The following is a 24,450-nucleotide window of genomic DNA, read 5'->3' as shown; positions in this document are numbered from 1 at the left end:
CCCTGCTCCGCAGGAAGTTCGTTTCCTCCCCGGCCTGAACGCCGAGGTATCCACAAAGGAGTGCCCCGATGACCCAGTCCCCCGGCCTCGTCCCCGCCACAGGCGTGGACCCCGCGACAGGCGCCGGCAGCGCGGAGCACGATCTGCTGCAGTCCGTCGTCGACACCGCGCGGGCCATCTTCGGCGCCGCGGCCAGCTCCGTCCTGCTGCACGACCGGGAGACCGACGAACTGGTCTTCCAGGCCGTGGCCGGGGAGGGAGAGGACTCCCTCGTGGGTTCGAGGTTCCCCGCAGGGCGGGGCCTGGCGGGCTGGGTGCTCGTCTCGGGTGAGCCCATGATCGCGGACGACCTCCGGGAACAGAGCATGTTCGCCAAGGACGTCGCGAAGTCGACCGGGTACGTGCCGGACGCGCTGATGGCGGCGCCGCTCGCCCACCGCGACCGGGTGCTCGGCGTGCTCGAAGTGCTCGACCCCGCCGAGCAGTCCCGTTCCAGTCTCTCCGAACTCGACCTCCTGGCCCTCTTCGCCCGTCAGGCCGCGGCGGCGCTCGCGGTCATCACCGACCGGCGCCACGAGGAGACACCGTCGGCGGTACGGGCGCGGGGACTGGAGCTGGTCGCGGCGCTGCGGGACGTGCTGCTCGAAGGAGTGCCGCCGCAGGCGTCGCACGAGGGGTGAGGCCCGGGGCTGCCGCAGGTGTCGATGCCGGCAAAGGCGAGGAAGTGCTCGGCCTTGCGCTCGTAGCGGCGGTGCAGACGGCGGCAGCCGCTCAGCCAGGACAACGTGCGCTCGACCACCCGGCGGTGTCGGCCCAGGCGGCCGGCCGGTTCGATGCCACGGCGGGTGACGCGCGGCACGATCTGCCGACGCAGCCAGACGAGAACAGAGCTCTGAGCGTGGACGCCACGGTGCCGCAGCCGGTCCTCACGAAGGTGGCCCAAGAGGTCGGCGCGGCAAGCGCCCGCGCGATTGACCTGAGCTGACCACAGCCGGTCGTCCCGGGCGGGCCGCCTTCCGCGGGGGTGCGGGCCCGCACCCGCTCAGGGCCGGTGGCGCACGAAGCCGGCATAGACGAACCCTTCGCCCGTGCGTGGCGCCCGGGTCCAGGACCGGGTAGTGAAGGTGCGGAGCCTGCCTTGGGTCAGCGCGAAGCGGGGGAGCGAGAGCCCGAGCTCGGTGTACAGGGCCTCCAGCACACGCAGCTCGTTGTCCAGTTCGGTGTCCTGCGGGTGGAACAGCCGTGCGGGGTCCAGCGCCTCGGGTATTGCGCCGGAGCGCTGGATCTCCGTACCCCGCACGGTGAACGCGTAGAGCTCCTCGCTCTGTTCGGCCACCGACAGGTGGAACGCGGCCGGGTGGTCACCCGGCGACGAGCGCCTCGGCTCACGCCACACCACCACCGCGCGGCCGGACGAGGAGGCAGCCGGAGCGGGGGACAGGAACAGCTTGTTCAGGTGGCCGGGGTGGCCGTCGAAGGCGAAGACCCACCCTTCGGCGGTACGGCCGACGGCGACCACGGCCCGGTCCTCCCAGAGTTCCACGCCCTCCCGCTCGCGAGGCCGGGGTGCCCGCCAGGACGCCTCACGCTGATCCGTGGGCGTGCTCAGTCCGGTGCCCTCCTCCCCGATCAGGGCGGGAAGTCGGGCGGGATCGATCCCCTCCACCCAGACACAGCGGTACCCGTCGAGCGGCCGCCGGCTCGCCGCAGGCTCTGCCAACCAGGCGAGTCCCGGCGGGTCGAGGTCGGGCACCGGCTCGGGAGCGGGACCCCGCTCCCCGGCCCGCGGTGTCGCGAGGATTTCCCGCCCACGCTCCGGGGTGACCAGCGGACCCAGGACCGGATCGGCGAGCAGGCCGATCGGGGCGATCAGCAAGGGCCCGGGAGCCTCCCACAGCGGGAGCGCGTCCCGCAGCACCCGCCACGCGGCGTCGGTCGCCCCCCAGCGGGCTGATTCCCGAGCCTCGGCTACGGCCCGGCCCCATGGACCGGGAGGCGTGTAGTGATGGGTGCCGTCCCGCATCGTGCTCAGTACGGCCTCGACGGTCTTCCGGGCGGCCCCGCGGGCGGTCATCATCCCGAGCCAGTGGTCATCCCCGCCCAGCCGCCGTTCGCCGCGTGCCGGCGCCATGGCGTGCACGGGCAGAAGCTCGGGCAGGTAGCGCGGGTCGGCCACCAGGTTGCCGTAGTCCCGGGAGCTGTACGGAGCCAGCAGATGCCGGAGCTGGTTCAGGAGGACGGCGCTACGTGGCCGTCCGAAGGACAGCGCTTCCTCGAGCAGGGGCAGGGCCTCCTCGTACCGTCCGCGCAGGGCCAGCAGGCGGGCCTCCTCCACGTGGACATCCTGGGCGCGCGTGGTCGTGTTCACGAAGTCGGGCCGCTTCACCCGGTCCGAGTGGAAGCTGCGGTACATGGCCTCCATGTACGCGCGGAACGACGGGTAGCGGTCTGGCAGTTCACCGCCCCAGCCCTTGTAGAGGTAGAGCGCCCACTCACCGTCCTGGTCACCGTCGCCCGGGTCGAGCAGGGCGTACGACATGTCGGAGTCCGTCTCCAGCCGTAGCGCCCGTTGCCACATCCCGGCCAGCAGGATGTCCTCCTCGCGCGGGTCGTCGCCCAGGTTCTCCTCGTACAGCGAGGTCATGTCGAACGGATCCTGGAACCAGTCGATGTCCGCGGCGCCGCCGAGCTGATAGACCCCGGCCGTCTGGTCCACGTGCCACCCGTCGCTCACGGCCAGGAACTCCCGGTACGAGGGCGGCAGCCGCCGACCCAGCCGCTCCTCGGCCGCAGCGATCGCGGCCTCGTCCGCCCCTGGCCTGCCGGGGCGGGCGAGGGAATGCCCGCCGTCCTCGTCCGCGCGCGGAACCCACTCCTCCTGCCACCGTCCCAGGAACTCGTGCCAGTTGAAAGACTCATCGCTCATGGCCGGATGGTGTCATCCGGCACCGACAACGGTGTCGGCCCTGCCGTAGCCATGCGAGAACCCGGCCGCCAAGGCGCTGAGCTGCACAGCTGCACCACAGCGGTAACGATCTTGAGATCGATGTCAAAGCTCAAGCCAAAGGGCTTCCGGAACGGCCTCCGGGAATTCAGTGTGCCGCCGATTCCACGGCGTCGGCTGCGCGGGTTTCGCTCTTGCCGTCGGTGAGCAGGCCGCCGATCTCCTCGGCGCGCGCCCGCAGTCGGGGATCGCGCGCTGTCGCCTCGACCGCGGCCCGCAGTTCCGCGGCGGGAGCGCCCGGCTCCGGCAGCCTGCGGGCGACGCCGGCGCGCAGGCAGCCGGCGGCGAGGACCTGCTGCTCGGACCCGTTGGGGGCGACGAGCAGCGGCTTGCCGTGCAGGAGGGCGGCGAGTACGGGGGCGGAGGTCGCGTTCGTCAGTACGAGGTCGGCCCGGTCGACGAGCGGCCCCATCCAGGGGCGGCGGCCGACGATCAGGTCGGCGTCGGCGGCGGCCTCGGGCGCGCCCGACCGTCCCAGTTCCACGACGGCCCGGTAAGTGGCCGAGGTGAAGGCCGCGTTGAGCCGCGGCCAGAGGGACGCGCCACCGAAGGTCCGGCCGAGGTGGACGTAGGCCAGGGGTTTGGAATCCGGCAGCGGTTCGGTGGACGGCGGCTCCGGCTCCCACCAGCAGGGGCCGACATGCCGCACGGCCGGGGGCAGTTCGGCGCCGGCCGGTTCCAGAACGGGGTGGCCGCGCAGCAGGAAGGTGGTGCCGAGCAGCGGGGTGTCGGGGAAGCGGTCGTGCCGTGGGGCGAGGCCGGCCGCCTCTCGTACCGCCCGGTAGTGCTTCAGGGTCTCCGTCAGCCGCCACGCGCGGTCGTGCGCGTCCGCCGGCCCGGCACCGCCGGCGCGGTAGGGCCACAGGTGTGCCGTCAGTCCGAGCACCACGACCGGCAGTCCGGTGGCCTCGGCGGCCACGAGCGCGCCGTGGCAGAGCACGGAGGTGACCAGGACGTCGGGCCGCAACCGCCGCACCGCCCGCGTCACTTCGGTGTACTGCTTGGGGGCGCGGACCGTCCATTGGGCCACCGACAGGGCTGTGGCGTCGGTGACGGCGGACACCTCCAGGCCCGCCGCGGTCGTCGGCGGAGCGGCTCGCGGCCCGGCGAGGACGTGCACCGTATGGGCGCGGCGGCGCAGTTCGCGGCCGACCGCGAGGGCGGGGTACAGGTAGCCCGGTTCGTTGAGCGGGCACAGCAGCACGTTCATGTCAGCTGTCCCCCGGCAGTGGATGGCCCAGATGGTGGGCGAAGAAGGCCATGACGTCCGCGTAGAGGCAGGCACTGCGCGAGGTGGCACGCACGCCGTGTCCGACGCTGTGCTCGGTGCGCAGCACGACCGGCGCGTCACCGGTACCGGCCCGTTGCAGGGCGGCGCACATCTTGCGTGCGTGCGCGGGGTCGACGCGTGTGTCGCCGTCGAAGACGGCCAGCAGCACGGCCGGGTAGCGCGCGCCCCCGCGGACCTGGTGGTAGGGCGAGTACGACAGGAGACGGGCGAACTGAGCGGGGTCCGCGGCGCTTCCGTACTCGTCGCGCCAGCTCGCCCCCATCCCCGACAGTTCGTAGCGCACCATGTCGAGCAGGGGTGCCGCGCAGACGACGGCCGCGTAGGTCTCCGGACGGCGGGTGAGCGCGGCGGCGGCCAGCAGGCCGCCGTTGGAGCTGCCGAGGACGCCGAGCCGGCCGGGCGCGGCCCATCCGTCACGGAGCAGATGGTCCGCCGCGGCGTCGAAGTCGTCGAAGGTGTTGTGCTTGTGCTCGCGGCGCCCGGCCCGGTGCCACTCCTCTCCTTCTTCTCCCCCGCCTCGCACGCAGGCCACCGCGTACACCCCGCCCGCGCGCACCCAGGGCACGGCCTGTGGGGTGAAGCCGGGGGTCATCGAGGCGCCGAAGCCGCCGTAGCCGGTGAGGACGGCGGGGCGGGGTCTGTCGGGGCGGCCCGTGGGGGACATCACGAACATGCGCACCTCGGTGCCGTCGCGGGAGCGCAGGACCTCCTGGGTGACGTTCACGCCCTCGACGGGGGCCAGCGCCGGGGAGTGGCCGGACCAGGGGCTCAGGCGTCCGGCGGCGGCGTCGTAGTGCAGGACGACGGTGGGCGTGACGTGGTCGGTGTACGCGAACCAGATTTCGTGTCCAGGATTTTGACGTGTGGTCAGGAACGTGATCGTCCCTCGTCCGGGCAGGGGTACGGTCCCGGTCCTGGCGCCGGTCCGGGCATCGTGCAGGGTCAACTCGCCGACGGCGTGCCGGGTTCGTACGACCGCCAGCAGGGTCCGGTCCAGCGCCGGGCCGTCCAGGACCGCGAAGTCCTGGAGTACGGTGCCGGGTTGCTCGGGGACCAGGGTGCGCCACCGGCGCGGATCCGTCTCGTCGCGAGGTGCTGCGGCGATCCGGCCGCGCGGCGCGCCGGTGGTGGTCCTCAGCAGCAGCGGTCCCCCGCCCGGCCTGAGGCGGACCGCGGTGTGGCCGTCGGCGCCGTGCTGGAGGCGGCGCAGGCCGGGCCGGTGGGGACCGGTTCCGGTCAGGTCGGCGGTCCAGAGATCGGTGCGCGGGGAGGTGCCCTCACTGGCTCCGACGACCAGGAGCCGGCCGTCGGGGGCGGTGGCCACGGTGTAGTACTGGGTGTCCGACCGTCCGGCCCCGAAGATCTCCGCGTCCTGGTCGGCCGGTGTGCCGACCTGGTGCAGATACACACGGCGGCAGGGTCCCGCCGCGCCGGCCGTGTGCCCGGACGGGAGGCGGCGTACGTAGTAGAAGGCCCGGCCGCCCGGCAGCCATGCCACGGGGGAACGGCGGACCCGGTCCACGGGCCCGTCGAGCGTCTCGCCCGTCGCCGTGTCGAGCACACGCAGCACCGAGTGCTCCGTACCGCCCGAGGACAGCTGGACGGCGACGAGGTCGCCCTCCCAGGAGGGTTCGAAGGCGTCGAGGACCGTCCTACCGGACGGATCGGTGTCCAGCGGGTCGAGCAGGGTCCGCGTCCGGCCGGCCTCGCGCACGGCCAGCGCGGCGAGTTCGCGCCCCGGTTCCCTGCGCAGATGGAACTCCCGCCCGCCGCGCGCCACGGGCGGACGGGCGCCTCCTGCGGCGAGCAGGGCGGTCATCCGCGCGAGCAACACGTCCCGGGCCGGCCAGCGGGCCTCCTCCTCGGCGTAGAGCAGATCCTGGGCGGCGCACCACGCGGTGGTGGCGGGGTCCCGCGGATCCTCCAGCCAGCGGTAGGGGTCGGCCACCCGCACTCCGTGGATGATCTCCTCCGGTCCGCTGCGCGGGGCCGGCGGGTAGGTGTACGGGGCGGGCGCCGGCCTGGCGTCGCGGGGCGGGGACTGGGTCATCGCGGCGCTCCAGGGAGAACGGATCACGTCGGTCACGTGAGGGGGGACGGGCTCAGGCGTCACCGGTGCCCGGGCGTTGCGCGGGGGACGCCGCAGACGGGTCCTCGGGCGTGGAGCCGTCGGCCGGGGCCGGTTCGCCGTGCGCCTCGACCGCCGGCCGCTCGGCACGGCTCGTGCCCGCGAGGGCCGGAGTGTTCAGGAAGCCGGAAGAAGGGGCGGTGTCCACGGGCTCGGGCATGTCCGGGAGACCGGCGGGACGGGTGCTTCTCGCGTCGGCCGCGACGGCGTCGAGGTCGGACCTGATCGCGTGTGGGGCGTCGGAGTCGAGGCCGGTGTTCTTCGGCTCGTCCGCCACGGCGTCGAGGCCGGGCTTCGCGTCGTCCGTCACGGCGTCGAGGCTGGTCTCGCGCAGCAGGGGAACGGAGGACACCACGGTGACGACCGCCGCGGTTCCGGCGAGTGCCAGCCAGGTGTGGCTCGCCCCCAGGGAGTCCACGAAGGAGCCGGCCAGGAGCGGTCCGAGGGAGGCGAGACCGGCCATGACCAGTCCGGTCGCGGTGCTGACCCTGCCGAGCAGGTCCCGTGGTGCGAGCACCAGCATCGCGCGGCCCACGACGATGCCCGCGGGCGGGCTGAAGAAGACGACCACGACCAGCACGGGGCCGATCGTCCAGGGGTGCGTGGTCCCGGAGAACACGGCGAGGCCGATCGCCCACACGGCGCCGATGAGCAGGAACAGACGGGCGGCGGGGATCCTCTTCATCAGCCATGGCGCCGCGGCGGCGCCCAGCATCGCCCCGATGCCCGCGCAGGCCATCACCGCTCCGATCGCCGTCCCTCCGGCGCCGCTCTGCCGCAGGGAGACGACCATGGTCGTCTGCGCCGCCGCCGAGACGACGTTGATGCCCGCGGCGAACAACAGCGCGGCCAGAAGCGCGCGTTGGTGCGTCAGCCATCGCAGCCCGGCCGTGAGCCGGTCGTCGCGGTCGGTCGCGGCGACCTCTCGGGGAGGTTTGGTGGCGATCCGCAGCAGCAGCACGGCGGACACCCCGTAGGAGAAGGCGTCGGCGGCGAAGGGCAGGATCGGGTCCAGGGTGTACAGCCAGCCGCCGAGGAACGGGCCGATGAGCGAACTCGTCGCCATGGCGGCCTGGCTGCGGCTCAACGCGTCGGTGAGGTCCTTCTCCGGCACCACGTCGCGCACGGCGATCGTGGCCGCGGGTGCGAAGAGCGCGGTGGCCGCGCCCTCGACCACGGCGACGCCGAGGAGGTGTGTCTGCCCGAGGTCTCCCAGCGCCGACACAAGAGGAATGCTGGCGAGCGCCACGAGGCGTACCAGATCGGTCCCGACCATGATCATCCGCCGGTCGAACCGGTCGGCGAGATGGCCCGCCGGAAGGCGCAGCAGGGTCCGGGTCACCAGCGAGCAGGTCGCGACCGTACCGGCCTGTGCGGCGCTGCCGCCGATGGACAGGACGAGCAGCGGGAAGGCGAGCAACGACAGCTGCGATCCGAGGGTGGACAGCGTCGAACTGAGCCAGAAGCGGCGGAAGTCGGCGTTGGTGCGCAGGATGCCGGCGCTCTTCATCCCAGCCGCCCGACGGCGTGGAGGCTGTCCAGGACTCCGGCGTCGACCCGGTCCTGGAAGACGGCGCGGACGGCGGCTTCCTCGTCGTACTGGTAGTGGTCGTGGCAGCTGACCCAACGGCCCTTCGTCTGCTCGGCGTCGAGATAGCCGTCGGTGATGGTGCCGACCTCCATGCCGGGCTTGCCCGCGGTCTCCCAGCAACTGGCCAGAACCCCGTCGGCGTTGACGACCGCGCCGTAACGGCCGTCGGCGAAGGAGCAGGCCTGGCAGGGGACATGGGCTCGCGGACGGGCCACCGTGAAACCGAGTTCCAGCGCGCGGGCGTGCCAGCGGACGAAGTCGTCGACGAGGCCGTTCTCGTGCAGCAGGTTGTTCGCGTAGCCGACGCCGACGTCGCCGACGCGGGCGAAGTGGATGCCGCAGCGGGCCGGATCGAGGCGTGCGCCGAGCCGTTCGACCAGGTCGTCCACACCGTTGCGGTTCAGGTGGGAGACGTTGACGCGCAGCATCCAGCGCAGGGAGGTCTTCTCGATGGCGCGCGCGATGTTGGAGACGATGACGTCGAAGGTGCCGCCTCCGGAGCGGCGTACCCGGATGGCGTCGTGGTCGGCGCGGTCGCCGTCGAAGGTCACCTGTACGGAGCCGAGGCCCGCCGCGTTGAGTTCCTTGGCGATCAGCGGTGTGAGCAGGGTGCCGTTGGACGTCATCGACGCGGTGAGGGTGCCGAGTTCCCCGGCCCTGGTCAGCAGGTCCCGGCAGCCTCGCGGGTTGAGCAGCGGCTCGCCGCCGAAGAGCAGCAGCGACAGCTTGTCCATGCCGGCCGCGGCCATGCGCTCACGGGTGAAGTCCAGGACCTGTCCCACGGCTTCGGGGGTCAGCCGGGCGTGCCGGATGCGCGGCGGCCGGCTTCCGCCCTTGGGGTCCTGGGCGGTGTTCTGGAAGCAGTAGCCGCAGCCGAGGTTGCAGTCCGTGCTGGTCAGTACGGTCAGCGAGTACGAGTTGTAGGGCTTTACGTCGTACAGTCCCGCCTCGCGGAGATAGCGTTCGGCGGAGGGTCGCAGGGTGCCGTCCGGCTCCACCTGGCCGGGGCGCATCAGCGCGTATCCGCCGGCGCCCAGGAACCACCACCCCCTGCGGGCCTGGATCATACGGGCCCCGGCGGCGGGGACGGCGGCGACGGACTGCGTACCGGGCACGGCAACCTCCGGAGCGGGGGCGGGAGTTGGAGGGCTGGCGCGGCCCGGTCGCGGTGGCGTCAGGCGCCACCGCGACCGGGAGGACCGCGCCGGTGGTGAGCCGATCAGGCCTGGTGCTCCTGGTGGACGACGCACCAGGGGGTGTCCTCGTCCTCCTCGGAGTGGGCGATCACCTCGGGCTCGTCGACGGCGGACTCCTGGTGCACGCCGCACCAGGCGACGTTCGACGCGGCGTGCGCGACGACCTCGGGCTCGTCGACGGCGGACTCCTGGTGCACCCCGCACCAGGCGACGTTCGACGCGGCGTGCGCGACGACCTCGGGAGTATCCTCCGCGGGCGTCTCGGTGGTCTCCTCGTTGGGCTCGACGTTCTCGGCCATGATGGTCCTCCATACGACGGGCGTTCGGGACGACGGACGGCAGCGGTGCGCCGACCGGCAGGAAGCTAGGAGGAGGGGGTTCGACACCGGTTCACCGCCGGTTGGCCCGTGGTGAAACCCCTGGTGGGCTCGTGGGCTCAGCCCATGGCGGCCGGCCGGAACCGCGACGGAGACGGCTGTGGGGGCTGCTCCGGGGAGTTCGGACGGTTGCTTTTGCTACTGCGGCGGGGCGATGGCGTCTCGGGGGTGTCGCCGGCGAGACGGGCCGCGTCGGCCGCATACCGGAATCGCACCGGGCGCGAACCGGCGGGCAACCGGCCGTTCCTACGGTGGCCGCCGCACGCTCCGCGACCTCGAGAGGACGCCTCCGTATGGACACCGAGCCCGTCGTCACGGCCGCGCCGTCCGCCCAGCCCGCGGCGGCAGGACGGCAGCGGCTGCCGGAGCCGCTCGGGGCCGCGTTCCTGGCCCGTCCTGAGGAGACGCTGGCCGAGATCCGGGAGACGTGTCCCGTGGCCCGGATCAGGACGCCCGCCGGACGGCCCGCCTGGCTGGTGACCCGTGCCGAGGATGTGCGGGCCGGGTTCCTGGATCCCCGCCTGTCCTTGAGCGGCGGCCACGTTCCCGACCCTGGCGTGCGCCGACGCGCGCTGGACGTGACGCTGGTCAACTACGATCCGCCGGACCACACGCGGATCCGCCGCCTGGCGACTCCGGCCCTCACCCCGGCACGCATGGCCGCCCACCGGGAGCGCATCGAGCAAGCCGCCGGTGAACTGCTCGACGCGGCGGACGCGGCGCGGGGGCAGGGGCCGCTGGAGCTGATGGACGCGTTCGCGCGCCCGTTCGCCTTCCGGTCGCTGTGCGAGGTGTTCGAGGTGCGTGAGGAGGAGCGGGCCGCGCTGTACGAACCGGTGGCGCTCCTCGCGGACAAGGCGGGCTGCTCCGCCCGCGCCGTCGAGGAGAGCGTGGCCCGTATCGACGCGTTCGTCCGCCGCGAGATGGTCCGCCGCGCGGCCGCTCCGGGTGACGACGTCGTCTCGCGCGTCCTCGCGGCATGGCGCCAACAGGGCGGCGCGACCGAGGACGAGGTCGCCTCCCTCCTGGCGATGCTGCTGCTGGCCGGCTTCGACAGCACGGTGCAGGCGATCGGCATGAGCGTGGTGGCGCTGCTGGGCCACCGCGACGTACAGGACTCCCTGCGGGAGGAGCCGTCGCGGATTCCGCGCGCGGTGGACGAGTTGCTGCGCTGGGACACCCCGGGCCCTTTCAGCACCAAGAGGGTGGCGCTGGAGGACGTCCGGTTCGGGGACACGGTCATTCCGGCGGGCAGCGGAGTCCTGCTCTCCGTGGCGGCGGCCAACCACGACCCGCGCTGCCATGCCGACCCCGGCACACTGGACCCGGACCGCAGCACCGCCGGCCGTCATCTCACGTTCGGTCTGGGCCCGCACTACTGTCCCGGATCGGCACTGGCCCGCCTGGAGCTCACGGTGGCCCTGACCGTCGTCCTCGGCCGCTGGCAACGGCTGGAGCCGGCTGTGCCGCTGAACGAACTGGCCTGGGGCGGCGGCTATCTGCACCGCCGTCTGGCCGCACTGCCCGTGCTGCCCCACGGGTCGGTGTGAGGGGACGGCGGAGTGCCTGCTGTCACACCACGCTGACCGGATGCCGTACCACCGCGCCGAACAGGTACCCCTGTGCGTTCGGTACGGCGGTGTCCGGCTGGGTCCGGCCGGCTGTGTCCGTGGCGCGCGCCAGCAGGTGGGTGGCGCCGGGTGTGTCGGGCCGCCAGCCGAGGGACCACCGGGTCCAGGTGCCGGACTGGGGCCGGTCGTGCAGCCGGGCGGGCCGCCAGTTGGCACCGCCGTCCGTACTGACGTCGACCTTGGCGACGCCTCCCGCCCCCGACCATGACCGTCCGTGCAGGACGTGCCTGTTTCCGGCCGTGAACGTGGCCCCGCTCGCCAGCTCGAAGGCGCTCTTCGTGGCCTGCCGGGTCAGCGGAGCGCTCCCGCCCTCGGGGTAGGCGGGGCCGAACAGCCGGTAGAAGGTGGTGTTCCAGGGCGAGTAGAGCGGCTGTGCGGACACTTCGATGTCGCCGACCCACTTGATCGACGCGATCCCCACCCAGGAGGGCACCAACACCCGCACCGGATGACCGTGGTCGTACGGAAGCGGCTCGCCGTTCATCTCGTACGCGAGCAGTACGTCGTCCAGGGCCTTGGCCAGCGGCAGCGGACGTCGTACCCGCCCCAGACTCTCGCCGCCGCTGACGTACTCGGCGTCCAGACCGCGCGGCTGCACGTCCACGGCGCGGGGGGACAGCCCTGCCCTGCGCAGCACGTCACCCAGCCGCACCCCGCGCCAGCGTGCGACGCCGATCGCTCCCAGGGTCCACGCGGTGCCGGTGACCGTCTCCCCCTGTTGCGTCGTGTAGTAGGAGCGGCCGTTCCCTGCGCATTCGACGAACGCGGTCCGGGTGACGGCCGGCAGCGCGCGCAGATCGTCGTACCCGAACTCCACCGGACGGTCCTCGCCGTGGTTGCCGCGCAACCCGCTCCCCCACAGCCGCAGCCGCCAGTCGTCGGCATTCAGGACGGGTGTGGCGGTGTGATTGCGCACGAAGAACAGTTCGTTGGGGGTGTGGTGACCGGTTCCGCGCAGCGCCTCCCACCGGGTCTCGGCGTTGGTGCCGCGCTCGATGAACCACTCGGCGGGCAGCGGCTTGACGATCGGTCTGTCGGCGGCGTGGGCGGGCTGGGGGGTGCCGAGTGCGGTTCCGGCGGCGGCAGCGGTGAGCAGGGTGAGCAGCCGACGGCGGGTGACCCCTTCGGCTCTGGCCTCACCTGCGAGCCACTGGCGCAGCCTGCGGCGGTCGTACTCGGTTTCGTAGCGGCGACCTGCGGGGGTGAGCGAAGGCATGGCGGGTCCTCGTCATAACGGGGCGAGAGGAACGAGAGGGCTCGGCACAAGTCGGCACGGGTATGCGCGAGGTCGACCGGTATGGGCTCAACCGGCTTGTACGGAGCGGAAGTTCGCGGAAGCGCGTGATCAGCCGGTCGTCCGACACAGCGCGGCGGCGACGCGGACGAGGTCCACGGCGCGGCGGCGGGTCAGCGGCTCCGACATCGGCATGGCGGGATGAAAGCACACGGGGCGGAAGGCGTCAACGGAGCATTCGTGCCGGTGAACCGGGCGTCCAGGCAGGTCGGTTGGCGTGGCGGCCGCGACCCGTCGGCCCCGCACCTGACCGGCGGGCCGGCGCGATGGTGTCAATTCCTGAACGCCGACTCTCCCCGCCGTGACGGCGACCGGCCTGTGTCCCCCACGTGACGGCGACCGACGCCCGTGTCGCCCGACACGACCGCGGCCGGCCTCGTGTCCCTGACATGACGGCGGCCGGCCCGTGCTCCCCGGCGGAGTCCGGTGCCGCCATTGACGTACGTCAGAACCGCTCCGTACGATCACGAACGGCATCGAGTGTCAGCGTCAAGCCCTGGCTTGCTGACCGGCAACCCTCCCGCGCGGTGGGGTGCTCCAGGTGAAAGCCCGGCGGGATCAGCGACGATCCGCGCAAGCGCGTGGCCCCATGACCGGGGCCGGAGATGGGGGGAGGACCGTTATGCGACACAGTGGTGACCCTCGTGCCTCCTTCTCCGTCGCCATGGTGTTCTCCCGGCTGGCGCGCCGACGCCACATCGATCTGAAGCGCTCGACCAGCTGCTTCTGTCAGGCCTGACGGCCCTTTCCGCAGCGGAGCGCTGACGGGCTTGCCCGCCGAGGGCCCCGTCCGTGACCAGTGATCGGGGTATGCGTCCCCGTCCGGGTCCCGCCTCCTCCTGCTCCTGCTGATCCTTCGGATCCACCTTCCGCCCGGCCCCTGTCCGCAGGACATTTCCCCCGTCACGGCACCGCGCCGACCGGGCCCGCACGCCTGTGCGTGGCCGTGCCCCGCGCGGTGTCCCGTGCCTGGCGACACAATGAGGAGAACCCTCCGTGAGTGCACTTCCGGATTTCAGATCTCCCCGATGGGCGGCGCTCACCGCCCTTCTCACCACCAGTGTGCTGCTGACGGCCTGCGGGTCGGACACCGGCGGCTCCGGCGCCGGTGACGGCAAGCCGCGTTCCGGCGGAACCCTGACCTTCGCCGTGGGGTCGGACGCCGGCTGTGTGGATCCCCAGCAGGTCGGCAGCAACGACACGATCTACTCGGTGCGCCAGGTCGTGGACTCGCTGACGGACCAGGACCCCAGGACCGGCAAGATCGTGCCGTGGCTGGCGAAGAGCTGGGACATCAGTGCGGACGCGACCGCCTTCACCTTCCACCTGCGCTCGGGTGTCACCTTCAGCGACGGGTCCCCGCTGACCGCCCAGGTGGTCAAGGACAACTTCGACGCGGTGCCGCGTCTCGGTGTCCTGGGGACCCTTGCCGAGGGCTACCTGAGCGGCGCCAAGAGCACCACGGTGGTCGACCCGCTCACCGTCAAGGTCACCTTCCAGCAGCCCAACGCCCAGTTCCTGCAGGCGACTTCCACGCATTCCCTGGGGATCGAGTCGTCGGCGAGCGCGAAGAGGTCACCGCAGCAGAAGTGCAGTGACGGGGTGATCGGATCCGGACCCTTCGTGCTGAAGCGGTACGTGCAGAACCAGTCGATCACCCTGGCCAAGCGCCGCGGCTACGCCTGGGGTTCCTCACGGTGGAACAAGAAGGGCGAGGCGTACCTGGACGAGCTCGTGTTCAAGGTCGTGCCGGAAGCGGGCGTGCGCGCCGGCAGTCTCCGGTCCGGCCAGGTGGACGCGATCGGCAGTGTGGGCCGGGCCGACGAGGCGGCGCTCAAGGGCGGCCAGGTCACCCTCCAGAGGCGGGCCAACCCCGGCATCGTCTTCGGACTCGGCTTCAACAACGCGCGGCCCCTCCTGAAAGATGCCAGGGTCCGCCGGGCGATCCTGTCCGCCATCGACCGCAAGCAGATCGCCGACACCGTCTTCCCCACCGGCACCCGGGCGGCGACCAGCGTCCTCGCACACACCACGCCCGACTACACCAGCCTCGCCCCGGATCTGGCCTTCGACGCGGCCAAGGCGAAGTCCCTTCTGGACGAGGCCGGTTGGAAGGCGGGCGGCGACGGCACGCGCACCAAGGGCGGCAAGAAGCTGAGCCTGACCATCGACTGGGTTCCCAACGCGGCGACCAATCAGCCCGCGTTGGAGCTGATACAGCAGCAGCTGAAGGCTGTGGGAGTTCAGGTGACCCTCAAGCAGCTCCAGCTCACCCAGCTGACACCGACACAGCAGTCGGGCGAATTCGACGCGACATGGGGGAACATCACCCGCGCCGACCCCGACATCCTGCGCAGCTCCTTCTCCACGAAGCTGGCCAACTTCTACCGCGTTCCGGCGAGCGGCCTGGACAGGACCCTGTCCGCGCAGGCCGCGACCACCGACCCGGCGGGGCGCAGCGAACTGGTGGCCCAGGCACAGCAGTCGATCGTGCGCGACGCCTACAACGTGCCGGTGGTGGAGCTGCAGACCCAGCTCGGCCTGTCCACGAAGGTGCACAGCCTCGCCTTCGACGCCTCCAGCCGGATCCAGTTGCACGACACCTGGATCGGCTGACCCGTGCGCGGCTACGTGCTCAAACGGCTCGCGCAGGCGGTCGGGGTGCTGTGGGCGGCGTACACCGTGTCGTTCCTGGTGCTGGACTACCTGCCGGGCGACCCGGTCACCGCGATGGCCGGTGCCGGAATGGACTCGGGGCAGGTCGATCCCCGGCAGATCGCCGCCCTGCGGCACGAGTACGGCTTCGACAAGCCGGTGCTCACGCAGTACGCCGAGTATCTCGGCCGGGCGGTGCGCGGGGACTTCGGCGACTCGGTCGCCACCGGCCGCCCGGTCGCCTCGACACTGGCCGACGCGCTGCCCCAGACCCTCCAACTGACGGCTTCGGCGCTGCTGTTCGCGGTGGTCCTCGGCGGCGGGCTGGCGGTGACGGCCACGTACACCACACGCCGCTGGCTGCGGCAGCTGCTGCTGTCGCTGCCGCCGCTGGGAGTGTCCGTCCCGACGTTCTGGGTGGGGCTCCTGCTCGTCGAGGCGTTCTCCTTCCGGCTGCGCTGGTTCCCCGCGTTCGGCAACGACGGGCCGAAGGGGCTGGTGCTGCCGGCGCTGACCCTCGCGGTCCCGACCGGCGCCCTGATCGCGCAGGTGCTGGCCAAGAGTCTGCTCACCGCGCTCGACCAGCCGTATGTGGAGACCGCCCGCGCGAAGGGCGCGGGCCGCTGGCGGGTCCATCTGCGGCACGCGCTGCGCAACGCCTCCCTGCCGGCGCTGACGGTCGCCGGACTGCTGGTGGGGCAGCTGATCGCCGGTTCGGTCGTCGTCGAGACGGTGTTCTCCCGTGACGGCCTGGGCCGCGTGACCGCGGCGGCCGTCACGGCCCAGGACATCCCGGTGGTCCAGGGGGTGGTGGCGTTCGGCGCACTGATCTTCGTGACGACGAACCTCGTCGTCGACCTGGTCTATCCGCTGCTCGACCCCCGGATCGTGGTGGCCTCGGACAGAAGGGCGCGCATCGCATGAGCCAGAGTCTTGTCGACGACCCCGCCGAGACCGCGCTCGGTCTCGTTCGGCCGGTGGGACCACCGCAGGATCCCGCACCAGGGCGCCGCGTCCGCGTACGGCGGGTGCTGCGGTTCCTGCTGCGCCGCCCTGGTCTGCTGCTGTCGATCGGCGTCCTCGTGCTGGTGGTGCTGGCCTCGTTCCGGCCGCAGCTGTTCACTTCTCGCGATCCGCTGACAGGGGTACCGGCGCAGAACTTCCGCGGCCCGAGCGGCGCGCACTGGTTCGGCACGGACGAGCTGGGGCGCGATGTGTTCTCCCGGGTGGTGCACGGCGCACAGTTGTCCCTGAAGGCCACGCTGATCGCGGTGCTGGTGGCGTTCGTGGTGGGCGGCCTGCTCGGCGTGGTCGCCGGGTTCGTCGGCCGCTGGGTGGACGACGTGCTGATGCGCTTCGTCGACGTCCTGCTCGCCATCCCCGCGCTGTTCCTGTCGCTGGCCCTGGTGACCGCGCTGGGATACGGGACGGTGAAGGTGGCCGTCGCGGTCGGCATCGCCAGTGTCGCCTCCTTCGCCCGCGTCGCCCGCGCCGAGGTGCTCCGGGTGCGTCAGGCGGTGTTCGTCGAGGCGTCGCGCTCCTGCGGGGCCCGCTGGTACTCGGTGCTGGGCCGGCATGTGCTGCCCAACGCCGCGGGCCCGGTGATCGTCCTGGCCACGCTCGACTTCGGCGCCTCCATCCTGGCCGTGTCGGCGCTGAGCTTCCTCGGGTACGGCGCTCCCCCGCCGGCCCCGGAGTGGGGCACGTTGATCTCCGAAGGCCGCAACTACCTGGCCAACGCCTGGTGGCTGACCGCGCTGCCCGGACTGGCGATCGCCGCGACCGTACTGGCCACCAACCGCGTCGCGAGGGCCCTGGACGGCGAATGGTCCCGGCAGCGATGACCGACGAAGCCGAGAACGGTGAGGACATGACCACACCACTGCTGGAGATCCGCGGCCTGTCCGTCTCGTACCGCACCCGCGGCGGTGGCGGCGTGGCGGCCGTCCGGGGCGTGGACCTCGACGTGTGGCCGGGGCAGGTGACCGCGGTGGTCGGTGAGTCCGGCTCCGGCAAGAGCACGACCGCGCACGCGATCACCCGTCTCCTCCCGGACAACGGCGTCATCGACGCGGGCTCGGTGCGCTTCGGCCGGCACGACCTGGCCACGCTGTCGGAGGCGGAACTGCGCACCGTACGCGGGGCACGGATCGGGCTGGTCCCGCAGGACCCGACCGTGTCGCTCAACCCGGTCAAGCGGATCGGCGAACAGGTCGCGGAGGTGCTGCGCATCCACGGTCTGGCGAACCGCCGCTCGGCCGCCGTCGAGGCGCTCGCCGTTCTGGACCGGGCCGGACTGCCCGACGCCGCCGTCCGGGCCCGGCAGTACCCGCACGAACTCTCCGGGGGCATGCGGCAACGCGCCTTGATCGCCGTCGCGATCGCCGCGCGACCCGAACTGATCATCGCCGACGAGCCGACCAGCGCGCTCGACGTCACCGTGCAGCGGGTCATCCTCGATCATCTCCAGCGCCTGGCCGAGGAGTCGGGCACGGCGATCCTGCTGGTGACCCACGACCTCGGGGTCGCCGCCGAACGGGCGCAGCGGCTGGTGGTCATGGCGCGGGGCCGGGTGGTGGAGGCGGGAGCCACCCGTGACGTCCTCGCCGATCCCCAGGACGCGTACACCCGGCATCTGCTGGCGAGCGCCCCGAGCATGACCACGGCTCGCCGCCGCCCGTCCGCGGCCGTGGCCGCGGCGGACACGGTTCCTCTGGTGGAAGCGCGCAACCTGGTCAAGGAGTTCCGGCTGCCTCGCACCGCGGACGGACCCCGGACCCTGCGCGCGGTCGACGACGTCAGCTTCGCCGTCCATCACGGGCAGACCCTCGCCCTGGTGGGTGAGTCGGGCTCGGGCAAGTCCACCACCGCCCGGCTGGTGCTCCGGCTCGCCGACGCGACCGCCGGGCAGGTCCTGTTCGACGGCATCGACGTCACCACCGCCGGGGCTGCCCGTGCCAGGGTGCTGCGCCGCCGTGCCCAACTCGTCTACCAGAACCCGTACGCGTCCCTCGATCCGCGTTTCCCCATCGGTGAGGTGATCACCGAGCCGCTGCGTGCCTTCAAGGTCGGCGACCGTGCCTCGCGGCTCGCGCGGGCCCGCGAACTGCTCGACCGGGTGGCGCTTCCGGCGGCCGTACTGGAACGCCGGCCGGCGGAGCTGTCCGGCGGGCAGCGTCAGCGTGTGGCGATCGCCCGTGCGCTCGCCCTCTCCCCCGACCTGGTGGTGTGCGACGAGCCCGTGTCCGCGCTCGACGTCTCGGTGCAGGCCCAAGTGCTGGAGTTGCTGGCCGAGTTGCAGGCCGGCACGGGGGTGGCCTACCTCTTCATCTCCCACGACCTGGCCGTCGTACGCCAGATCGCGCACCAGGTCGCGGTCATGCGGGCCGGCCGCGTCGTGGAGGCGGGTCCTCCGGAGGAGCTCTTCACCCGTCCCCGCCACGCCTACACCCGCGAGCTGCTCGCGGCGATCCCCGGCGCCCGGGTCCCCTCCCCCGACGCCGAGACCATCACGAGCTGAGGACCGGCATCACATGACCATTCCCACCATCACGTCCCTCGCGTTTCTCACCCCGGGCAACTTCGCGGACGACGACCCGTACACCGGCCTGGAGGAGACGCTCCAGCTGTTCGAGTACGGCGAACGGTCGGGTTTCGACGGTGCCTGGATCAGGCAGCGGCACCTCGAACACGGCGTCTCATCGGCTGCTGTCTTCCTCGCCGCGGCGGGCCAGCGCACGCAGCGGATCGAGCTCGGCACGGCCGTCATACCGATCGGCTACGAGAGTCCTTTCCGCCTCGCCGAGGATCTGGCGCTGGCCGACGTACTGTCCCGGGGCCGGCTCCAGATCGGCTTCAGCACCGGCATGCCGCACGCCGAGCTGCTCGGAGACCTCGTGTACGACGGGGACTGGCGCGGTTTCGACCTCTCGTACGGCAGGATCGCCCGCGTCCTCGACAACCTGCGCGGCGACCATCTCGGCGGCCTCGACACGGTCATCCACTCGCCGGGCAACGTGCAGCGTCCCCGTCTGCAACCGCACGATCCCGGTCTGGCGCACCGCATCTGGTACGGCGGCGGGAGCCTGCGCTCGGTCCGCTGGGCAGCGGAGAACGGCCTGAACCTGCTGTCCGGCAACATCGTCTCCGGTGAGGGCACCGACGACTTCACCACGGCCCAGCTCAATCTGCTGGCCGAGTACCGACGAGCGCTGTCCCGGCAGGGTGTGGAGCGTCCGGCACGGGTGGCCCTGGGCCGGGTGATCGTGCCCTTCGACGGCGCCGACGCGGCCGGCCGGGCCCGGTACCGCGCCTACGCGGCCGGCCGTCACGCCCGCACCCTGACACCTCAGGGACCGAAGCGGACCCTGTTCGCCCCCGACGTGGTGGGCACGGCCGAACAGATCCTCGAGCAGCTGGCCGCCGACCCGGTCCTGGCGCAGGTCTCGGAGCTGCGCCTGGAGCTGCCGTACGAGTTCCACCGGGAGGAGTACGAACAGATCCTGCACGACACACGGCAGCTGATCGCACCCGAACTGGGCTGGCGTCCGGCCTCGTTGACGGTACCGGAGACGGTCCGCTGAGTCCGCTTCCCGGAGCCGGACGTGCGGTCGGACGCGGCCCGGCTCCGCCTCCGTACCCGAGCGCACCGGGCGGGGCACGTCGTCGCGACGATCGGCGAGGGTGATTCCGTCCTGCCGACGACTCTCGGCGGCGGCGTGAACAGCGCCCCTCCCACCCCTCGACCGCCAGGCGCCCGTCAGCAGGCGAGGGGCGTCGTGCGTGGGGCGTCAGCCATGTACCGCCGCGAGATTCCGCGTGCCACGCGTCGCTCGCTCGGCGTCGCGCTTGGCGACCTCCTCGCGGACGATCGGGATCACGTACCGGCCGAAGTCGATCGCGTCGTCGAGCAGGTCGTAGCCGCGGGCGGAGAGAATGTCGACGCCCAGGTCGTAGTAGTCGAGCAGCGCCCGGGCGACCGTCTCCGGGGTTCCGACCAGGGCGTTGGAGTTGCCCGCGCCTCCCGTCGCGGCGGCGGTCGGGGTCCACAGGGCGCGGTCGTACCGCTCCCCCGCCTCGGCGATGGCGATCAGCCGCTGTGACCCGGAGTTCTGTGGCTGGCCTTGGCCGTTGTGCCGTCTGGTGGGCAACTCGCCCTTCTCCTTGCGGGCCTTGATCGCGCCGACGGTGCGGTGGGCCTTCTCCCAGGCCAGTTCCTCGGTCGGGGCGATGATCGGGCGGAACGCCGCCTGGATGCGGGGCGCTTCGGTGCGGCCCGCGGCCTTCGCGGCGGCCTTCACGGACTCGATCTGCTCGGCGGTCTTCTCCAGGGGCTCGCCCCACAGGCAGAAGATGTCGGCCTCGGCGCCTCCAGCGGCGTACGCGGCGGGCGACGAACCACCGAACGACACGCCGGGACGGGGATGTTGGACCGGAAAGACGTCGCTCACGAAATCGTGGAACCGGTAGTGCTCGCCTTCGTGATCGAACGGCTCGTGGGTGGTCCAGATCTTCTTGACGATCCGGATGTACTCGCGGGTGCGGGCGTACCGTTCGTCCTTCGTCAGGGTGTCGCCCTCGCGGCCCTGTTCGTGGTCGTTGCCGCCGGTGATGAAGTGCACGGTGAGCCGGCCCTCGCTGATCTGGTCGAGGGTGGCGAAGGTCTTCGCGGCGAAGGTCGGGTACGAGACGTTGGGCCGGTGGGCGAGCAGGATCTGGAGGCGGTCCAGTCTGCTCGCGATGTAGGCGGCGGCCGGGGCGGGATCCGGCGATCCGGAACCGTAGGCGAACAACACCCGGTCCCAGCCGTTCTCCTCGTGGGCCCGCGCGAGCCGGAGCGTGTACTCCTTGTCGAAAGCGGCACCGGAGCGCGGGACGGTCTCGGAGCCGTCATGAGTGGCGGCGATACCAAGGAACTCCACTGGCATGGGAGATGGCCCTTCTCGAGTCCTGTGGGTCGTGCCGTGGAAAGCGGGGCGAGGCAGGACTGAACACCCCGTGGAGGCACGGAATTTGACGATGCATCGGAGAGCTGGGATCCGGGTCGCGTGATGACACCGGGACACGCGCCTCGGGTCATGCCGGATGACGGCGGCGCGTGACAGGCCTCGCGGGACCGTCCGGACATCCATGCAGCGTGTGCTCAGCGCACGCCTATGACGATGCCACGAAGAAGGAATCCGCCCACGACAGGATCACCAAGGGGGGACGGGCCGTTCATACGGCCCGCTGTCGCGTCAGGCGCGACACGCGGCGGACCACACCCGGCCGAAGTCGATGTGGTCCCGGGTGACCAGGCGATGCTCGGCGTTCATGCAACTCATTCAGCAGTGCGCCTGGCTTCCCGTCAACTACGGTCCGAATGCCGGACGACCGGACGTGGCCGGTACTCATCGGCTCGCCTCTCCGCCCGTGGGACCGCTCCTCCTGATTTCCTATTGATTTACTAGGAAATCATTGACCGCGCGTCCCGAGGATGCGCAGGATGATGTACATGCCCCCCACGCAGCAGCGACTGGTTCGCCGTCGGCACGTCGACTTCGGTCGCGTCGCCAGCGCCGTCTGTCGCAGCGCGTAGGGCGCGCGGCACCCACACGTTGAACGTGCCGCCGCTCCTTCTCCCGCCCGGGCGATCACGCGATGCCGCCCAAGCCGAACCCGGGCACGGCTCACCGGCGCCGCGTCGTCACCGTACGGCGCGTGGACCACCAAGTGCGTGCCCGACCGGCAAGAGATTCCCGACACGGCACCTTGCCACCGACTTTGAGGAAACCACCATCATGGACGTTGTCACCGCGCCGTCGGGACCCGCCACCGAATCCGACCGGACCGGACTCGAGCCGGCCGGACCTGACCCGGCCGGACCCGGCCACGCACACTGGCTGCGTGCGGCCCGCGAGACGGCGGAAGACCTGGCCACGGACGCGGTGGCCAGGGAGCAGGCGGGCAAAACCCCCTTCGACGAGGTCTCCCGACTGTGCGAGGCGGAACTGCTGACGCTGCTCGTACCGGCCGGCGCCGGAGGAGGCGGCGCGGACTGGGCGACGGCCTACGCCGTCGTCCGGGAGATCTCCGCCGCCGACGCCGCGATCGGTCAACTGCTCGGCTGTCACTACTTCCTGTCGTGGAGCGCGCTGTCCTTCGCCGCCTCCGCGCGCGCCACCGAGACCGCCCGGCGCTCCACGAAGAAGCCCTTCCTCTGGGGTGGCGGTCTCGCCCGCCAGGAACCGCCTCTGAGGCTGGCCAGGAGAGGCGGCGGCTACGTCCTGGACGGTCGGCAGAACTACGCCACAGGGGTCCAGGTCGCCGACCGCCTCGCCGTACGGGGCGAGCGGGTCGACACCGGCGAGCCCTTCGCCGTCGTCGTCGATCCCGCCCATCCCGGTGTGCGGATCGACGCCGACTCGGAAACCTTCGGCCAGCGGCTCGCGGCCGGCGGCAGCGTGGATTTCGACGCCGTACCGGTCGCCGCCGGCAACGTGCTCGGATCCCTGTCCGCGGACGAGGACGTCCTGTCACCCCTGACCGCCTTCACCTCGCCGGTCGGACGCCTCCTCTCCGTCCAGTTGCTGCTCGGTATCGCCGAGGGAGTGCTCACCGAAGTACGCGAATACAGCCGGGCGGGCCACTCGCTCTGGCATCCCGCCTGGCCGGTCGGCTCTCCCTCGGACCCGCGGATCCTGATCCTGCACGGAGAACTCACCGTTCTCACCCGCTCCGCCTCGGCACTCAACGAGCAGGCGGTGCAAGCCGTGCTGGGCGGACTGGCACGCGGCGAAGCCCTGAGCTACGACGAGTACGCGGAGATCTCCGTTCTCGTGACCATGGCCGAAGCCGCCGCGTCCAGGGCCGCACAGGAGTCCACCACCCGTGCCCTCGAGGTCGTCGGCGCCCGCTCCGCGTCCTCACGGCTGGGCTTCGACCGCTTCTGGCGCAATGCGCGAACCCTCACCCTGTACGAGCCCGTCGGCGCCCGACTCCGTGACGTCGGGGACTACTTCCTCAACGGCGCGCACCCTCCGTTCGTCCTGCCCCTCTGAACGAGAGAGCGTCGAAACCGACCCGAGCCGTACGGATAGTGCGCCCATGCGGATTCCAGCCAGGGCGAGATCCTCGAAGGCGTCACGTTCGCCGACGTCGCGGCAGCCCAACTGCCCGCTGATGTCGGCGCGTTGACGGACACCCGCGGAGCTGGGCAAACCCCTGACTCCGCGCGCCCGCAGCCTCTCTCCCCGGACAGGGAAGCCGGGACGGTGTCCCTGGACGGCCGGCGCTCTGATCCACCGTGCCGAAGCCGCCGGCGCCACGGCGGATCGCGCCCGGCGTCCCGTCCCCGAAGCGGCGGCAAGCGGCACATGTTCGTGTCAGCCGCCGGAAACCCCAGGTGAGCGGGGCATCCGGCCGGGCATCAGGTGGCGCAATATTTCAGCAACACGCATATTCCTAGGGGATCGATAGGGTTCGACCCGTGCCTCCCACCGACCGCGTCCGAGACCACGCCGGCCAGGGCGCGACCACCGTCGCCGCCCACCGCGCGCGGCGCAGGCTGCGCGCCGACCGGGCCCGGCAGCTGGCCGACCTCCTCCGCCACCAGCTCCTCACCGGCGGCTTCCCCACAGACACGTTGCCTCACGAGTCGATCCTCGCCGGCGACTACCGCGCCTCCCGCAACACCGTCCGCCAAGCCCTCGACCTGCTGCGCGCCGAAGGTCTCGTCGAACGCCAGCCGGGCGTCGGCACCGTGGTGGTCGCCCGGAAGTACCCGCACGGCCTCGACCGTCTGATGGGCCTGGCCGAAACCCTCCATGAACACGGCCGGGTCACCAACGAGGTCCGCACGGCGGGCCCCGCCCCGGCACCGGCCCCGGTCGCCGAACGCCTGCACGTCCCGCCCGGCACGGACGTCCTCTACATCGAACGCCTGCGTCGCCTGGGCGGCCTCCCGCTCTCTCTCGACCTCACCTACATCCCCCTCGACATCGGCACCGCCCTGCTCGGCGCCGACCTGGAGAACACCGACGTCTTCCGTCTCCTGGAGACGATCACCGGCCTGCCCCTGGGGCACGCCGAGATCACCCTGGAGGCGGTCACCGCGGACGCCCACTCCGCCGCCGTGCTCGAAGCCCCGCGCGGCACTGCCGTCCTCATGCTGGAACGGCTCACGCACCTCGCCGACGGCCGCCCGGTCGACCTGGAGTTCATCCGGTTCCGCGGCGACCGCATCACGATGAGCGGTCTCCTGCACCGGTCTCACTGACGCCACCACCTTCCTCCGTACGACCTC

17 protein-coding genes, 1 pseudogene and 1 riboswitch are annotated in these 24,450 nt (G+C 71.9%); of the genes and pseudogenes, 9 read left to right on the top strand and 9 right to left on the bottom strand.

The annotated features are described in order from the left end of the window. Positions 1-68: 68 nt before the first annotated feature. Complete coding sequence (locus tag OG780_RS41245; RefSeq protein ID WP_328457102.1) at positions 69-680, top strand: GAF domain-containing protein; 612 nt, start codon at positions 69-71, stop codon at positions 678-680. Between the two features lie 23 nt (positions 681-703). On the opposite strand, the pseudogene OG780_RS41240 reads toward OG780_RS41245, so the two are convergent. The 7 genes and pseudogenes from OG780_RS41240 to OG780_RS41210 all read right to left on the bottom strand — a co-directional run. Next, positions 704-877: pseudogene (locus OG780_RS41240) on the bottom strand (IS5/IS1182 family transposase); the annotation flags it as partial. A gap of 165 nt (positions 878-1,042) precedes the next feature. Further along, positions 1,043-2,926 (bottom strand): SMI1/KNR4 family protein, encoded by a 1,884-nt coding sequence (locus OG780_RS41235; RefSeq protein WP_328457100.1) that lies wholly within the window; start codon positions 2,924-2,926, stop codon positions 1,043-1,045. 166 nt (positions 2,927-3,092) lie between these two features. Continuing rightward, entirely contained in the window at positions 3,093-4,214 is a 1,122-nt protein-coding gene (locus tag OG780_RS41230) for a glycosyltransferase (RefSeq protein WP_328457098.1), read from the bottom strand. Between the two features lies 1 nt (position 4,215). Beyond that, the gene (locus tag OG780_RS41225; RefSeq protein ID WP_328457096.1) at positions 4,216-6,345 is read right to left on the bottom strand and encodes a prolyl oligopeptidase family serine peptidase; all 2,130 of its coding nucleotides are present in this window, start codon (positions 6,343-6,345) and stop codon (positions 4,216-4,218) included. 52 nt (positions 6,346-6,397) lie between these two features. After that, positions 6,398-7,933, bottom strand: coding sequence for an MFS transporter (locus OG780_RS41220; RefSeq protein WP_328457094.1), 1,536 nt, complete (start codon positions 7,931-7,933; stop codon positions 6,398-6,400). Then, the gene (locus OG780_RS41215; protein ID WP_328457092.1) at positions 7,930-9,129 is read right to left on the bottom strand and encodes a radical SAM protein; all 1,200 of its coding nucleotides are present in this window, start codon (positions 9,127-9,129) and stop codon (positions 7,930-7,932) included. The genes OG780_RS41220 and OG780_RS41215 overlap by 4 nt, the downstream gene beginning before the upstream one ends. A 104-nt stretch (positions 9,130-9,233) precedes the next feature. Next, a complete protein-coding gene (locus tag OG780_RS41210) occupies positions 9,234-9,509 on the bottom strand; it encodes a hypothetical protein (protein WP_328457090.1) in 276 nt (91 codons plus the stop codon). A gap of 371 nt (positions 9,510-9,880) precedes the next feature. Here OG780_RS41210 and OG780_RS41205 point away from each other — a divergent pair, with 371 nt between their 5' ends. Further along, positions 9,881-11,137, top strand: a complete 1,257-nt coding sequence (locus tag OG780_RS41205; protein ID WP_328457088.1) for a cytochrome P450 — start codon at positions 9,881-9,883, stop codon at positions 11,135-11,137. 22 nt (positions 11,138-11,159) lie between these two features. On the opposite strand, the gene OG780_RS41200 is transcribed toward OG780_RS41205, so the two are convergent. Further along, positions 11,160-12,434, bottom strand: a complete 1,275-nt coding sequence (locus OG780_RS41200) for a sulfite oxidase (protein WP_328457086.1) — start codon at positions 12,432-12,434, stop codon at positions 11,160-11,162. Between the two features lie 550 nt (positions 12,435-12,984). Next, positions 12,985-13,098, top strand: a riboswitch (SAM riboswitch). A gap of 410 nt (positions 13,099-13,508) precedes the next feature. On the opposite strand from OG780_RS41200, the gene OG780_RS41195 reads away from it, so the two are divergent. Genes OG780_RS41195 through OG780_RS41175 form a run of 5 tightly spaced genes read left to right on the top strand, consistent with a single transcriptional unit; the run spans position 13,509 to position 19,750 of the window. Further along, on the top strand, positions 13,509-15,128 hold the full coding sequence (locus OG780_RS41195) for an ABC transporter substrate-binding protein (RefSeq protein WP_328457084.1): 1,620 nt from the start codon (positions 13,509-13,511) through the stop codon (positions 15,126-15,128). 3 nt (positions 15,129-15,131) lie between these two features. Beyond that, positions 15,132-16,091 (top strand): ABC transporter permease, encoded by a 960-nt coding sequence (locus OG780_RS41190; RefSeq protein WP_328457082.1) that lies wholly within the window; start codon positions 15,132-15,134, stop codon positions 16,089-16,091. Beyond that, positions 16,088-17,011: an ABC transporter permease gene (locus tag OG780_RS41185; RefSeq protein WP_328457080.1), complete on the top strand. Its 924-nt coding sequence runs from the start codon at positions 16,088-16,090 to the stop codon at positions 17,009-17,011. The genes OG780_RS41190 and OG780_RS41185 overlap by 4 nt, the downstream gene beginning before the upstream one ends. Continuing rightward, a complete protein-coding gene (locus tag OG780_RS41180) occupies positions 16,993-18,687 on the top strand; it encodes a dipeptide ABC transporter ATP-binding protein (protein WP_443062276.1) in 1,695 nt (564 codons plus the stop codon). Before OG780_RS41185 ends, OG780_RS41180 begins: the two co-directional genes overlap by 19 nt. A 13-nt stretch (positions 18,688-18,700) precedes the next feature. Further along, a complete protein-coding gene (locus OG780_RS41175; protein ID WP_328457076.1) occupies positions 18,701-19,750 on the top strand; it encodes an LLM class flavin-dependent oxidoreductase in 1,050 nt (349 codons plus the stop codon). 207 nt (positions 19,751-19,957) lie between these two features. On the opposite strand, the gene OG780_RS41170 is transcribed toward OG780_RS41175, so the two are convergent. Further along, on the bottom strand, positions 19,958-21,094 hold the full coding sequence (locus OG780_RS41170; protein WP_328457074.1) for an LLM class flavin-dependent oxidoreductase: 1,137 nt from the start codon (positions 21,092-21,094) through the stop codon (positions 19,958-19,960). Positions 21,095-21,946: 852 nt separating this feature from the next. Between OG780_RS41170 and OG780_RS41165 the strand changes: the two genes are divergently transcribed. Together OG780_RS41165 and OG780_RS41160 are read left to right on the top strand one after the other, a co-directional pair. Next, positions 21,947-23,206 (top strand): acyl-CoA dehydrogenase family protein, encoded by a 1,260-nt coding sequence (locus tag OG780_RS41165; RefSeq protein WP_328457072.1) that lies wholly within the window; start codon positions 21,947-21,949, stop codon positions 23,204-23,206. 428 nt (positions 23,207-23,634) lie between these two features. Beyond that, on the top strand, positions 23,635-24,423 hold the full coding sequence (locus OG780_RS41160; protein WP_328457070.1) for a GntR family transcriptional regulator: 789 nt from the start codon (positions 23,635-23,637) through the stop codon (positions 24,421-24,423). The last annotated feature ends 27 nt before the right edge of the window (positions 24,424-24,450 follow it).

Origin of the sequence: Streptomyces sp. NBC_00386 (genome assembly GCF_036063235.1) — a bacterium.
Lineage (GTDB): Bacteria > Actinomycetota > Actinomycetes > Streptomycetales > Streptomycetaceae > Streptomyces.
The sequence above is the reverse complement of the archived record's forward strand: the minus strand, read 5'-3'. Positions and strand labels throughout refer to the sequence as shown.

Coding starts and splice junctions, on each gene's coding strand:
- OG780_RS41245 (WP_328457102.1), top strand. CDS start 69: ATGACCCAGTCCCCCGGCCTCGTCCCCGCCACAGGCGTGGACCCCGCG.
- OG780_RS41235 (WP_328457100.1), bottom strand. CDS start 2,926: ATGAGCGATGAGTCTTTCAACTGGCACGAGTTCCTGGGACGGTGGCAG.
- OG780_RS41230 (WP_328457098.1), bottom strand. CDS start 4,214: ATGAACGTGCTGCTGTGCCCGCTCAACGAACCGGGCTACCTGTACCCC.
- OG780_RS41225 (WP_328457096.1), bottom strand. CDS start 6,345: ATGACCCAGTCCCCGCCCCGCGACGCCAGGCCGGCGCCCGCCCCGTAC.
- OG780_RS41220 (WP_328457094.1), bottom strand. CDS start 7,933: ATGAAGAGCGCCGGCATCCTGCGCACCAACGCCGACTTCCGCCGCTTC.
- OG780_RS41210 (WP_328457090.1), bottom strand. CDS start 9,509: ATGGCCGAGAACGTCGAGCCCAACGAGGAGACCACCGAGACGCCCGCG.
- OG780_RS41205 (WP_328457088.1), top strand. CDS start 9,881: ATGGACACCGAGCCCGTCGTCACGGCCGCGCCGTCCGCCCAGCCCGCG.
- OG780_RS41200 (WP_328457086.1), bottom strand. CDS start 12,434: ATGCCTTCGCTCACCCCCGCAGGTCGCCGCTACGAAACCGAGTACGAC.
- OG780_RS41185 (WP_328457080.1), top strand. CDS start 16,088: ATGAGCCAGAGTCTTGTCGACGACCCCGCCGAGACCGCGCTCGGTCTC.
- OG780_RS41180 (WP_443062276.1), top strand. CDS start 16,993: ATGGTCCCGGCAGCGATGACCGACGAAGCCGAGAACGGTGAGGACATG.
- OG780_RS41175 (WP_328457076.1), top strand. CDS start 18,701: ATGACCATTCCCACCATCACGTCCCTCGCGTTTCTCACCCCGGGCAAC.
- OG780_RS41170 (WP_328457074.1), bottom strand. CDS start 21,094: ATGCCAGTGGAGTTCCTTGGTATCGCCGCCACTCATGACGGCTCCGAG.
- OG780_RS41165 (WP_328457072.1), top strand. CDS start 21,947: ATGGACGTTGTCACCGCGCCGTCGGGACCCGCCACCGAATCCGACCGG.